This is a genomic window from Limosilactobacillus equigenerosi DSM 18793 = JCM 14505 (genome assembly GCF_001311375.1).
In the GTDB taxonomy this organism is placed as follows: Bacteria; Bacillota; Bacilli; order Lactobacillales; family Lactobacillaceae; genus Limosilactobacillus; species Limosilactobacillus equigenerosi.
Genome location: NZ_BBAS01000001.1, coordinates 245343 through 258982 on the forward strand (window position 1 = coordinate 245343; position 13640 = coordinate 258982).

Consider the following 13640-nt stretch of genomic DNA (forward strand, 5'->3'; position numbering starts at 1 on the left):
AGAGACATACTTGTTTTGTTTGAACCTAAGCCAGGGAGTGGTGCCAGTGGCTGGAAGCACCATTAGGTTCCTCAACTTGGACCACTCTTAATTTACCTAGCGCTGACTAGGATTTTTCGTTGGTTCGTGCCCACTATCGCACGATGAAAGGGAAAGATTATATCTTTCTAAAGTTGGGTGGAACCACGCTAAGTATTGTTAATTGGCGTCCCTAGAGCGGTTTATTTTTAAGCTGCGCTAGGGACGTTTTTTTATATATTTTTTTATTTAAGGAGTGTTACTTATGCCACAAGTTGCTGTAATGTCACCAGATGGATCAGTCAACAAGATTGATCGCGATTCAAATGAAGCTTTAGCTGCCTTACGTCAATTAACGGCCCTCATGTTGAAGGCGGCCTTACATGACCAATTCCCAGGTATCCGCCTCGGGGATGCGGTAGCTGATGATAGTCAATTCTTTGTTGATTCTGACAAAGATGACCAACAAGTTTCCGCTGACGAATTGGAAGCCTTAGAAGTTGCCATTAAGGGCCTCGCTAAAAACGATACCAAGGTTGACTTCGTGAAGATGAGTGTTGAAGACGCCGTCAAGGAAGTGGCGGCCGATCCATTTTCTAAGGAATTAATCGAAGAACACGCCGAAGACGGCCAAGTTGCGATGTACCAATTAGGGAACATTAAAGCCGTCGCCGTGGCCCCAGTAATGGTTTACGGTAACGTCGTGAAGAACTACCGCTTACTTTCCGTTGCCGGTGCTTACTGGAAGGGCATGTCTTCCAACCCAATGTTACAACGGATTTACGGAACGAGCTTCTTTAAGAAAGAAGACTTAGAAGCGGACTTACAAGCTCGCCAAGAAGCTAAGGAACGTGATCACCGGGTTATCGGGAACCAACTTGACTTATTCTTCGTTGATCCTAAAGTTGGGGCTGGGTTACCATACTGGTTACCAAAAGGGGCCACGATTCGCCGGGTCATCGAACGTTACATCATCGACAAAGAAGTTGGTGATGATTACGAACACGTTTACACGCCAGTCTTAATGAACTTAGACGCTTACAAGACGTCTGGTCACTGGGACCACTACCGTGAAGATATGTTCCCACCAATGGACATGGGTGATGGCGAAATGTTAGAATTGCGGCCAATGAACTGTCCTTCTCACATCCAAGTCTTCAAGCACCACATCCGCTCTTACCGGGACTTACCATTACGGATTGCCGAACTCGGGATGATGCACCGTTACGAAAAGTCTGGGGCTCTCTCTGGTTTACAACGGGTACGGGAAATGACGTTAAACGACGGTCACACGTTCGTAACGTTAGACCAAATCCAAGCGGAATTCTCCAAGATTTTGAAGTTAATCATGGACGTCTACAAGGACTTTAACATTAACGATTACACGTTCCGGCTTTCCTACCGTGACCCTAAGAACACGGAAAAGTACTTTGCCAACGATGAAATGTGGGAACAAGCCCAACGGATGTTAAAGGGGGCCATGGATGACTTAGGCCTTGATTACTACGAAGCCGAAGGGGAAGCTGCCTTCTACGGACCTAAGCTTGATATCCAAACCAAGACGGCCCTTGGTAATGAAGAAACGATGTCAACAATTCAATTAGACTTCATGTTACCTGAAAAGTTTGACCTCCATTACATCGGGGAAGACGGTCAACAACACCGGCCAGTGATGATTCACCGGGGGGTTGTCGGCACGATGGAACGGTTCATGGCTTACTTAACGGAAATTTACAAGGGTGCCTTCCCTACTTGGTTGGCCCCACAACAAGTTAACATCATTCCAGTTAGCGAAGACAAGCATGGCGAATACGCCGATGCCGTTGCCAAGGCCTTGAAGCACCTTAACATCCGCGCTAAGGTTGACCACCGCAACGAAAAGATGGGTTACAAGATTCGGGAATCACAAACGCAAAAGACGCCATACACGTTAGTTGTTGGTGATGACGAATTAGCTAACCAAGCCGTCTCAGTCCGGAAATACGGTGAAAAGGAACAAACGAGCATGAGTCAAGCCGACTTTACGGCCATGATTCAAGCTGATATTGCTACTTACTCCCGTGAAAACTAATTAATTTAACCTCAACCACGTCAGATTAGCCATTTCCTTTGGCTAACTGGCGTGGTTTGCTATAATAACTACAATATTTCTTTTGGAGGTGCTTTATGAAAGCCATTTTAACGACGGTTGGACAAGATAAGGCTGGCATTGTGGCCGGTGTTAGTACGTACTTATCCCACCACGACATTAATATTTTAGATATCTCGCAAACCATTATGAACGAATTTTTCACCATGATGATGGTCGTTGACGTGCCCGATAATCTTGATTTTAACGCTACCACAGCTGATTTAACTAATCTTGGATCGCAATTGGGCGTTGAAATTCAACTCCGCAACGAAAAGGTCTACACGGCCATGCACGAATTGGCTGGAGGAACAAACTAATGGATACCAAGCGAATTTTTGAAACCGTTGATATGATTAATCACGAAAACCTCGACTTACGAACCATTACGATGGGGATTTCGTTATTAGATTGTATTGACCAAGACAGTGACGTTGCCTGCCAAAAAAATTTACGATAAAATCACGACCAAGGCAGCCCACTTAGTCGAAGTCGGGCAAGCGATTGAAGCTGAATTTGGGATTCCGATTGCGAATAAGCGAATTACGGTTACGCCAATTGCTTTGATTGCTGGGGCCTCTGGAGACGCTGATTACGTCAAGTATGCCTTGACCCTCGAACGGGCTGCTGAAGCCGTGGGCGTAGATTTAATTGGGGGTTTTTCAGCCCTCGTCCAAAAAGGCATGACCCCCGCCGATGAAACGTTAATTAATTCCATTCCGGCAGCCTTCAAGCCACCACCCGGGTTTGTGCGAGCGTTAACGTTGGTTCAACTCGTACGGGGATTAATTTCGATGCCGTCAAGAAAATGGGTGAAATCGTGGTTGAACTCGAAGGCCGTGATCCCCTCTTAAATGGACGCCTCGTGGTCTTCTGTAATGCAGTTGAAGATAATCCGTTCATGGCCGGTGGTTTCCATGGCGTTGGTGAAGCCGATACAGTCATCAACGTTGGGGTATCTGGCCCAGGGGTGGTATTAAATGCCGTCAAACAAGTACCGAATGAACCACTTGATGTCGTTGCCGAAACCATCAAACAAACCGCCTTTAAAGTGACGCGGATGGGCCAATTAGTCGGGACTGAGGCGTCCAACCGGCTCGGCGTTGACCTCGGGATTGTTGATCTATCCTTAGCGCCAACCCCATCTGAAGGTGATTCAGTGGCTAACATTTTAGAAGCCATCGGACTCGAAACCGTTGGTACGCACGGAACCACAGCTGCCCTCGCCATGCTTAACGATGCCGTTAAAAAAAGGTGGGATTATGGCCTGCAGTCATGTGGGAGGCTTATCCGGTGCCTTCATTCCTGAATCAGAAGATGCCGGCATGATCCGCGCGGCAGAACAAGGCACGTTAACCTTCGACAAACTAGAAGCCATGACGGCCGTTTGCTCCGTTGGGCTGGATATGATTGCCATTCCAGGGGACACGCCAGCGACCACAATTAGTGCTATGATTGCCGATGAAGCCGCCATTGGAATGATTAATAATAAAACAACCGCCGTCCGGGTCATTCCAGTCCCCGGTAAAACCGTCGGTGAAGATATCGAATTTGGGGGGCTCTTCGGCCGGGCGCCAATTATGGCTGTTCATCCCGAAAGCTCCGCCCAAATGATCAATCGTGGGGGACGCTTACCGGCTCCAGTTCATAGCTTTAAAAACTAGGTCGTAAATTCCAGGTCGCGAACCGAGCGTCAAAAGCGACGATAGGATAACTTGGAAACGAGCGTTGACGTGGCAACACGTCGGCGCTCGTTTTCAGTTAGTCCTAGTCGCTTGCTCGGTGAGCGTAGTTAATAATCAGGTCGTGAGCTCAGCTAGCAAAGCGCCGGTTGGGATTTATTTTTAACTAAAATAAACGAGGCCGGAGAAGTTTTTCTCCGACCTCGTTTTGATTTCCCAGGTAATTTAATCGCGCCGTAATTGCATCCGCATCATAAACCCATAACTAATTAAGAGCATGATCAAAATCCAAATCACACTATAAATTACCAACGAAACTGACGAACCATGCATTGTTAATACATCCGCTAAATGTTGCATGCTAGCTTCACTTGGATGCCAGTACTTAACCATCCACGTAATTACCCGTACTAATAAAGCAATTAATGCAATTGGTCCCCCAATTCCAACGATCAGTTTCCACTTGCGGGATAGTAACGCAAAGCCATTCCCAATCGCCAGCATGGTGCTAATTCCGCTTAACTGACCTAAAAAGGCCATGCCAACTTGGGCCCAGTTGCCATCGCGAGTCAACCACAACAGACACGTAATGAGAGATAATGTGATGACCCCCATGAATTGGCTCAGCCAAATTTGGCGCCGCGTTTGCCCATTTTGCATCCCCAATTTAAATTCACTATATGGAACAATTAAGTAACCAAACACGGTTAGTGCCCCCAAAGAAGTTGTTAAAGTAACATATAATTGTTTAACAATATCATCCCAAGACATGGAGCTCGCAAATAGTAAACTAAATAATTGTAATCCAATCATGACGACTACCATGATGACAACTGCAAACCCAAAGCGTCGCATGGTATCCCGATAAACTAATGGTAATTTCATGTTAAAGCTCCTTTCCATCCGTCAACGCAATAAAGGTCGTTTGTAAATCAAGATGCTTCACCGTCACACTAGAAGTTGCGAGTTGCATTGCATCAATTGGTTGTACCACATAAACGGTTTTAATATGTCCAATTTCGTGGCTCCCTAAAATTGGCAATTCTTTCGTAATCGCGTCCACTTCTGCTGTTGGTCCACTAATTGCAAAGGCTTGGGCTAATAACTCTTCACTTGGTTGATCAACTTTAAATTCACGGTTATCTAAAATAATAACGTGTTCAATTAAATTTTGGACTTCACTAATTAAGTGCGTCGATAACACAAACGTCCGTGGGCGTCGTTCGTATGTTTTCAATAATTCGCGGTAGAACATTTCCCGGTGACTGGCATCCAATCCTAACGTTGGTTCATCTAAGAAAATAAAGTCCGCCTTCACACACAACGCCGTAATCAATTTCGCAATCGTCGTCAACCCCGTTGAAAGATTATCAACCATGCTATTTTCATCAATTCCAAATTCATTGGTTAACCGATGTGCTAAGGTAAAATCAAAGTCACCATACCCGCGGTCAGCCGCTTTAAATAACTCTTTAACTCGCGTCCGTTTTGGATACATATTAGTTTCGCTCATCAAATACATTTGTTGCCGGGCCGCAGGATTATTATTAATTGGTTCTCCATCGAATAAAATTTCCCCACTCGTGGCAAAATTTCGATCGTTAATTAAATTCAATAACGTACTTTTACCGGCACCGTTCCGGCCCAATAAGCCATAGATTTTTCCTGCTTCTAAGGTTGTGGTCACATTATCTAAAATTACATGTCGACCAAACCGCTTGGTGACTTGCTTAATCTTAATTGTTGCCATGGTCATACCCCCGTTCAATTAAACTCATTAACTCCGTTTGGCTGATGCCGAGTCGCTTAGCTTCCGCAATTACCTTTACCACATACTCATCAAAGAATTCATCTTGGTGTTGCTTTACAATCATGGCTTGCGATTGGTCCGTCACAAACATCCCAATCCCGCGTTGCTTTACTAACAATCCTTGATCAACTAAAATATTCATCGCTTTGCGAACCGTCGCTGGATTAATATGCAATTCTTGTGATAACTGAGTCGTGGAAGGAATTCGTTCCCCAGCTTGATAGACCCCCGTTAACATCAACTCACTTAGTTGCGTAACTAATTGTTGATAAATCGGGGTCGTTTGATCAAATTCAAAATTCACCTTAACTCCCTTCTTTCCTTGCATTAGTTAGTTAGTTGGTTAATTACTTGTGTAACTAACTATATAACCAGCCATCCCAAAATGCAACCCGCAAAATAAAAAACTGGTGAAATTTTACTTTCACCAGTTTTTATCATCATTATTCAAAATAATGTTGCCAAAATTTATTGATATTATATCGAGTTGTCGCATTGCCCGTCCATGGCATCAATTTGACGACCCCCATAATTTTTTGGCGGGGAACAAAGCCCCAGTAACGACTGTCATTTGACACACTCCGATGGTCCCCCATGACAAAATATTGGCCTGCGGGAACTTTCGTGGCGCCATTATTAACCGTCCAACCATTCTTAACCGAGATACTTGCTAAATCCCAATTTCCCGTCCCAGTTGTCCGTTGATATTTACTAATATAACTTTGCTTGACCCGCTTATTATTAACGTATAATTGGCCATCTTTAACCCTTACTGTATCACCAGGTACTCCAATCACCCGCTTCACATAATTCGTCTTAGTGGTAGCTTGGGGATCGACCCCTTGGGCATCAAAAACCACTACGCTTCCCCGGTGGATTTTAGCGTGTTTTAATACCCAGACCCGTTCATTATTTTGTAAATTTGGTTGCATCGATGGTCCATCAACCGAACCCGTTGCACAACCAACATCATGCCACCAGCCACTGCTAGTCCTAACACAATTGGCCACAACCAACTTAAAAATTCCCGTAATAATTTCATTTGATTTCTCTCCAATAATCCTTATTAGCTCTATCATACACCGAATTTCACATTACTGCATTATAAAACCCGCCGCCGATGGAACTATAAACCATCAACGCCGGGTTAACCGGTATGATACGGAGATTTTTACGTCCGCCTCACGACCTGCTTATTAACTACGTTCGCTCAGCATCGCCTTAGAGCCTAACTCAAAATGACGCCGAACCTGGTTTTTACAAGTTCCGACGCCATTTATATCGTTAGGCCACGGCTTCCCTGATGCGTGGCTCACGACCTAATTAATATTCACGCATCAACTGACTCGCCAATTGATAATCACCTACGTATGGAACATTATGGTCACCTTCACGCATGAAGTCTTCCCGTCCCTTAGCGGCCATAAAGATGACATCGCCAGGTTGTGCTAACTCAAACGCAGCTTTAATTGTCGCTGCCCGATCGAGATTTTCATGAACTTCAAGCGTTGGATTCGTTAAATTAGCCTTGATTTCCGCTAAAATGTGGTTGGGATCTTCACCATTATTATCTTCGCTTGTTAACATGGCTACATCCGCATATTCAGATAATGCGCGCCCCACATCTTGGCGCCGCGATTGCGCTTTACTCCCAATCGCACCAATCACTACAATTAAGCGACCATTTGGATACTCATGTTTCAAGAATTTAAAACTTTCCGTCAAACTTAAATAATTGTGCGCATAATCCGCCACTGCAATATAACCATGATCATTGGTTAAGATTTCCATCCGTCCCGGAACGACCGTTTGCGCTAATCCATGCGCCAATTGATCAACGTCATCACTTAAATGCCGGGCCACAATTAAGGCCGCTAACGCATTCTCATAGTTGAAAAAGCCCGGAATCATGACTCGGAACCGTCCGCTTAACACTGGACTCCCTGCCGTCTGCGTGGCGACATCAAAATAGCCATGCGGTTGTGGCAGATATTGATAATCAGCATCTAAGTCCTGGGAACCAAATGATAAGACTGGCGTCCCATAAGTATCCGCTAATTCTATTAAGTAATCATATTCCGGAATTGCCCGGGAAATAATCATTTGGCGACTATTCTTAATTAATTGACTCTTACAAGTTAAGTAATCATCAAAATCTGGGTGTTCAATTGGACTAATATGATCCGGGGAAATATTCAAAAAGACCCCATAATCAAATTCCAGTCCATAAACCCGATTCTTTTTGTACGCCTGACTGGAAACTTCCATTACCAACGTTGTCATTCCATGGTCAACTGCTGCCCGTAATAGCCGGTATAAGTCCAATGATTCCGGCGTCGTTAAATGAGCTTCCTCAAAGGTATGCCCATCAATACAGTTCGCTAATGATGATAACTGAGCAACTTTGGGTCCCAAAACTGCTTGTAACATATGCCGTAAGAAATAAACGGACGTCGTTTTCCCCTTTGTCCCAGTAAAGCCAATCATCGTTAGCGCTTGGTCGGGATTTCCATAAAATTCCCGTGTCAACACTGCCATCGCCTTTTGGACGTTGGTCACTAACAGTTGAACAGCCGGTGTATTTGGTAAATCAGCCACTAAATTGTGTTCCGTAACTAACGCACTGGCCCCCGCCGTGATTGCATCAGCCGCATAGCGCGGATTAAAGGTCGCTCCTTTACAGAAGAATAAGGTTTGGGGTTCCACTTGCCGTGAATCATAGGCAACATGCTCATATTGCGTCGTCACTAAGGCCGCCGGAACGTAATAATGCCGTTGGTCACCAACAATTAAGCTCGTTAACAATTGGTGTTGTTTTAAAATTTCAACTGCTTTTACTAACGTCAGCATTTCCTATTACCCCGCTTGTTGCGTCCGGTCAATTTCTGATTCGTCTAAGTTAAAGTGATCAATAAAGTACAGCTTGTACCAAACTAAGAACGTGTACACCGTCCATAACTTCCGCCGCCCATCGACTTTGCCGTTGTAATTATCATCGGCTAATTGCAATAGCTTGTCTTGATCAAAGAATTCCTTTACGAAATCTTCGGCGAATAACGCCCGCACTTCTTGATAATACTTATCTTGCCGGAGCCATTCCCGAATTGGCACTGGGAAGCCCATCTTAGGCCGGGTTGCCCATTCTTCTGGTAAATGCCGGTTCGCTGCCATCCGAAAGGCCCACTTAGTTCCCTTGTAGTTAAAGAGGTGCTTACTTGGCGTCTTCCGTGCCACATCCATCACTTTCCGGTCTAATAATGGCACCCGTAATTCCAGGGAGTTCGCCATACTCATCTTATCGGCCTTCAGTAAGATATCACCTGGCATCCATTGATGAACGTCCATGTATTGCTTCTTAGTAACTTCTTGTAAGTCCTTGTCAGCCACTTTCGCATAGATTGGATCCATAATATCACTGATACTTGGGCCTTGATCATAAGTTGGTGTTAATAAGTCAGCGGCTTCGGCTGGTGAGAAGATGTACGCTTGGCCAATGAAGTCTTCATTGGCTGGGGCTAACGCATGATACAAATGGAGCCGTCCAGGGAAGTTTGGCGCATGCTTAAAGACCTTACTTAACGCATGCCGTTGCTTCATCGGGAGCTTCTTTAATTGATCAGCGACCCACCGGATTGCTTTGGACTTCGTATTAAAGCCGTAGTCCGTGTAACCGGCAAATAATTCATCGGCCCCTTCTCCAGATAACATGGCCTTATAGCCGTTGTCACGGGCTAACTTAGACAAGAAGTATAGTGGCACCACCGATGGATTCGAATCAGGTTCATCCAAGTAGTATTGAATCAATGGAAAGGCATTAAAGGCTTCTTCATTCGTTAACTTCTTATCGGTATTCTTAATCCCTAATTTAGCTGCTAATTCCCGCGCTTCCTTGGTTTCATCGTAACCACTATCAAAACCAATTGAGAAGGTATTATCAGGCTTCATCATTGCTGCCACATAACTTGAGTCCACCCCAGCTGACAAGAATGATCCGACCTTAATTCCATCATCGGCAAAGGAGTGCGCCTTGACCGATTCATCAACGGCGGCTTCGATTTTATCGACCGCTTCACTGAAACTTTCGGCTTCCGGTTCAAAATCAACGTCCCAGTATTGGGTTAACTTCAAATCCCCATCATGGTATTCAAAGTAATGACCTTCTGGCACCTTAAAGACGCCCTTAAAGAACGTTTCGCGGGTCGCTGGGTATTGGAACGTCATGTATGGCTTTAAGGCCGCTTTATTTAATTCCAACTTAAAGGCCGGGTGATCTAAGAACGCTTTAACTTCCGAGCCAATTAAGAACGTGTCGCCCATTTGGGCATAGTAAAGTGGCTTAATCCCAAAGTGATCACGCGCCCCAAACATCGTTTGTTCCTTAAAGTCCCAAATAATAAAGGCAAACATCCCGCGCAAGCGCTTAGCAATGTCGTTTCCCCATTCTTCGTAACCATGTAAGATTACTTCCGTGTCAGCACCAGTCTTAAACGTGTGACCAGCTTCAACTAACTTTTCGCGAAGCGCCTTAAAGTTATACACTTCTCCATTAAACATAATGGCTTTTGTGTCATCTTCGTTAAAAATTGGTTGGCGCCCACTCTTAACGTCGATAAAACTTAAGCGCCGAAAACCGAGCGCCACATGTTCATCAGTCACATAATTAGCGTCATCTGGTCCCCGGTGAATAATCCGTTTCATCATCGTTTGGATTTGGCTATCTTTTAACCGCACCGGATCATCATTTACAAATGATACAAATCCACACATTATTGTTTCTCCTTTGCTTAACGTTGGACAAAGAATTGTTTGTACTTAGCGTTCATTAAATGGAAAGCATAATGCATTAAAGCCCGTTGCTTCCAACTATCCTGCTTATCAAAGGCCGTCGTGCCATACTGACCAGCCTTTAATAACTTAATTGCCCGCTGCTTGTATTCGTTATCCTTGGCGTACTTGTAGAAAATCTTCTTGGGCACACTTAACCATAATTGGTCCCCATCGGCGTATTCCGTTTCCGTAAATGGACGGTGATAAATTGCATCCTCAACCACGTACTTCGCTAAATTATATCCATTTAACGTACAGTAATAACTGCTCCGACCTTGCCGAAGATTAATTTCAAAGACCTTGTATTGACCGTCACGAACGTCATACTTCAAATCAAAGTCCGCAAAGCCAACATACTTAATGTCTTCTAAGAACTTCTTAATCGTTTGGTAAATTTGGTCATTTTTTTTCCGGTAAAATGACCATGTAATTCCCTACCGCTGATGGTTCCGGATCTTCTAATAACGGGTGGCCTAAACAAATCATCCGCACATTGTGATCACTATCGACATACGCATTCACCACCCGCATGTTGGAGTCATCACCTGGAATGAAATCTTGGCAAATCATATTGCCTTGATACCCCGCCGCATAAATCTTCGGTAATAAGGCATCAAATTCTGCCCGTGTATCTAGAATAAAGGCTTTTTTCCGCCCTTCAAAATGAACATCCAACCAGGCAATACTGTCAGATGCTTTCAACGCCACAGGAAAATCAAACGGTAAGTCAATTGGTTCGCCACTTTCCACCATTTCCCGGGAAATCAGCTTCGTTTTCGGGTATGGTAACCCAAATTCTTCAGCAGCTTCATAAAAGCCTTCTTTGTTGCCGAGCCGTTCGAATAAATCAGCCCCGACGTATGGAACCACAAACCATTGCTTTAATTCATCCAAATGTTCAGAAATTAAATCGGTGTACCCATCCCCACATGAAAGTAATAGATACTTCTTGTTCGGATCCATCGTCTTAGCAAAGGCCGCTAACGTTTCGACAAACCCAGGATTTTCATTAAACCCTGGCACAATCCGCACATCAACTAACTTCGTATAGCGCGTTGAGGCGAGTTTAGTCACCCCAAAGGCAATACTTTTAATGCCGTATGCTTCATAGAATGAGCGGGCCATTCCATAACAGTTAAAATCAGTCCCTAATAATACAGGCTGAAAGTCTACTTGTTCACTCACAATCTTTCTCCTATCTCAAATCATGATTTGAAACATATTCCGTTTAATCATACCATTTTAAGGCTTTAAATACACTTGATTATTTCAGTTTCCCTTGGCGTAAGTAAACACTTAAAATCGCAATATCAGCTGGGTTAACCCCACTAATCCGACTCGCTTGGGCTAAGGTTTCGGGTTGGAACTTCATTAACTTTTGACGCCCTTCCGTTGCTAGGCCATCAATCTTAGTGTAATCAATGTCGGCTGGAATCCGCTTAGCTTCCATCCGCTTAATCCGTTCAATCCGCGCTTGTTCCTTCTTAATGTAACCAGCATATTTAGTTTGAATTTCAACTTGTTCAATTTCATACCGATTTAACGGTTCCTCTAATGCCGGAATAAATTGCAATAAGGATTGGTAATCAACATATGGCCGCCGTAATAGTTCTTCGGCCGAAACCGAATCTTTTAAGGCCTTATCGCCATTGGCTTTCACAAACGTATCAATCGCATTGCCCGGTTTAATGCGAGTATGTTGCAGGCGGTCAATTTCCGCGGCTACTCGAGCAGCTTTGCGTTCAACCTTCGCATACCGCTCATCGCTGACCAAGCCAATCCGGTGTCCATACTGCATTAAGCGTAAGTCCGCATTATCATGCCGCACTAACAACCGGTATTCAGCTCGACTAGTTAAAAGACGGTATGGTTCCTTCGTCCCTTTGGTAACTAAATCGTCAATCATCACCCCAATGTAGGATTCCGAACGCTTCAAAACAAGTGGGTCTTTCCCTTGAATCTTCAACGCGGCATTAATTCCGGCCATCAATCCTTGTCCGGCCGCTTCTTCATAACCAGACGTCCCATTGGTTTGCCCAGCAGTATACAGACCTTGAATTAACTTCGTTTCTAACGTTGGTCGTAATTGATATGGCGCGACCACATCATATTCAATCGCATACCCGGGCCGCATTAATTCAGCGTGTTCTAACCCCTTAACCGAATGAATCATTTGTTGTTGAATTTCTTCTGGCATCGATGTTGATAACCCGTCTAAATAGAATTCATCTGTGTCACGGCCTTCTGGTTCTAGAAAGACTTGGTGACGATCCTTATCGGCAAACCGCACAATCTTATCTTCAATTGATGGACAATACCGTGGCCCAACCCCTTCAATCATTCCGGAGAATAGCGGCGCCCGATCAAGATTATCCCGCAAGATTTGATGCGTGGTTGGGTTCGTGTACGTGAGCCAACTTGAAATTTGGTCGGATAATGGCAAGTAGTCACTATCTGGCGTATCAAAACTAAAGTGGTTTGGTTCCAAATTCCCCGGTTGTTCTTCCGTGACACTGTAATCAATCGTATTTCCATTTACCCGGGGTGGCGTTCCCGTCTTAAACCGTTGAATATCAAACCCATAATCCTTTAACGAGGCGGTTAATTTCATCGCTGCTTGCGAATTGTTAGGCCCCGATTCGTATTGGAGTTCCCCAATAATAATCTTCCCGCGGGCCGCCGTTCCGACCGTTAAAATCACCGCCTTGGCGTGATAACGAGCCCCGGTGCTCGTAATTACCCCTTTTACGACCCCATCTTCAACGATTAATTCATCGACCATTCCTTGGCGCAAAGTTAAGTTTGGTGTTTGTTCAATCGTATACTTCATTTGCCGATGGTACGCATGCTTGTCGCTTGCGCCCGGAGTGCTCGGACCGCGGGACCTTTCCCGGTATTTAACATCCGCATTTGAATGTACGTGGCATCAATATTGTGCCCCATTTGGCCCCCTAAGGCATCGATTTCGCGAACGACGACCCCCTTGGCTGGTCCCCCTAAGGATGGGTTACATGGCATAAAAGCCACCATTTCAAGGTTAATTGTAATTAAAAGCGTCTTTTGGCCCATCCGTGCAGCTGCTAAGGCCGCTTCACTCCCCGCATGGCCGGCACCAACGACAATCACATCATAACTTGGCGCATCGTATTGAATCACTGTTGGTTCCATGGTTTCC

General features: G+C 44.8%; 7 protein-coding genes and 4 pseudogenes. 3 read left to right on the plus strand and 8 right to left on the minus strand.

Features of this window, described 5'->3' with window-relative positions:
* Positions 1-283: 283 nt before the first annotated feature.
* The 3 genes and pseudogenes from thrS to JCM14505_RS01245 all read left to right on the plus strand — a co-directional run bounded on the left by thrS (position 284) and on the right by JCM14505_RS01245 (position 3810).
* Positions 284-2089: a threonine--tRNA ligase gene (gene thrS, locus JCM14505_RS01235; protein ID WP_054652309.1), complete on the plus strand. Its 1806-nt coding sequence runs from the start codon at positions 284-286 to the stop codon at positions 2087-2089.
* Positions 2090-2184: 95 nt separating this feature from the next.
* Positions 2185-2466, plus strand: coding sequence for an ACT domain-containing protein (locus tag JCM14505_RS01240; protein WP_054652311.1), 282 nt, complete (start codon positions 2185-2187; stop codon positions 2464-2466).
* Positions 2466-3810 (plus strand): annotated as a pseudogene (locus JCM14505_RS01245) (PFL family protein). Before JCM14505_RS01240 ends, JCM14505_RS01245 begins: the two are co-directional and overlap by 1 nt.
* Before the next feature lie 243 nt (positions 3811-4053).
* Here the strand turns inward: JCM14505_RS01245 and JCM14505_RS01250 are convergent.
* The 8 genes and pseudogenes from JCM14505_RS01250 to mnmG form a co-directional block, all read right to left on the minus strand.
* A complete protein-coding gene (locus JCM14505_RS01250) occupies positions 4054-4713 on the minus strand; it encodes a hypothetical protein (protein WP_054652313.1) in 660 nt (219 codons plus the stop codon).
* A gap of 1 nt (position 4714) precedes the next feature.
* Entirely contained in the window at positions 4715-5578 is an 864-nt protein-coding gene (locus tag JCM14505_RS01255) for an ATP-binding cassette domain-containing protein (protein ID WP_153010946.1), read from the minus strand.
* Entirely contained in the window at positions 5565-5942 is a 378-nt protein-coding gene (locus tag JCM14505_RS01260; protein WP_054652317.1) for a GntR family transcriptional regulator, read from the minus strand. The genes JCM14505_RS01255 and JCM14505_RS01260 overlap by 14 nt, the downstream gene beginning before the upstream one ends.
* A gap of 139 nt (positions 5943-6081) precedes the next feature.
* Positions 6082-6680 (minus strand): annotated as a pseudogene (gene lepB / locus JCM14505_RS01265) (signal peptidase I).
* Between the two features lie 281 nt (positions 6681-6961).
* The gene (locus JCM14505_RS01270; RefSeq protein ID WP_054652319.1) at positions 6962-8488 is read right to left on the minus strand and encodes a Mur ligase family protein; all 1527 of its coding nucleotides are present in this window, start codon (positions 8486-8488) and stop codon (positions 6962-6964) included.
* A gap of 6 nt (positions 8489-8494) precedes the next feature.
* Positions 8495-10405 carry an asparagine synthase (glutamine-hydrolyzing) gene (gene asnB / locus JCM14505_RS01275; RefSeq protein WP_054652321.1) on the minus strand — a complete coding sequence of 637 codons (1911 nt, stop codon included), beginning with the start codon at positions 10403-10405 and terminating at the stop codon, positions 8495-8497.
* Positions 10406-10422: 17 nt separating this feature from the next.
* Positions 10423-11590, minus strand: a pseudogene (locus JCM14505_RS01280) (carboxylate--amine ligase).
* A gap of 139 nt (positions 11591-11729) precedes the next feature.
* Positions 11730-13633, minus strand: a pseudogene (gene mnmG, locus JCM14505_RS01285) (tRNA uridine-5-carboxymethylaminomethyl(34) synthesis enzyme MnmG).
* Positions 13634-13640 lie beyond the last annotated feature (7 nt).

What these genes read in the sequence shown, in the direction of transcription:
- thrS (WP_054652309.1), top strand. Translation starts at nt 284, where the DNA reads ATGCCACAAGTTGCTGTAATGTCACCAGATGGATCAGTCAACAAGATT.
- JCM14505_RS01240 (WP_054652311.1), top strand. Translation starts at nt 2,185, where the DNA reads ATGAAAGCCATTTTAACGACGGTTGGACAAGATAAGGCTGGCATTGTG.
- JCM14505_RS01250 (WP_054652313.1), bottom strand. Translation starts at nt 4,713, where the DNA reads ATGAAATTACCATTAGTTTATCGGGATACCATGCGACGCTTTGGGTTT.
- JCM14505_RS01255 (WP_153010946.1), bottom strand. Translation starts at nt 5,578, where the DNA reads ATGGCAACAATTAAGATTAAGCAAGTCACCAAGCGGTTTGGTCGACAT.
- JCM14505_RS01270 (WP_054652319.1), bottom strand. Translation starts at nt 8,488, where the DNA reads ATGCTGACGTTAGTAAAAGCAGTTGAAATTTTAAAACAACACCAATTG.
- asnB (WP_054652321.1), bottom strand. Translation starts at nt 10,405, where the DNA reads ATGTGTGGATTTGTATCATTTGTAAATGATGATCCGGTGCGGTTAAAA.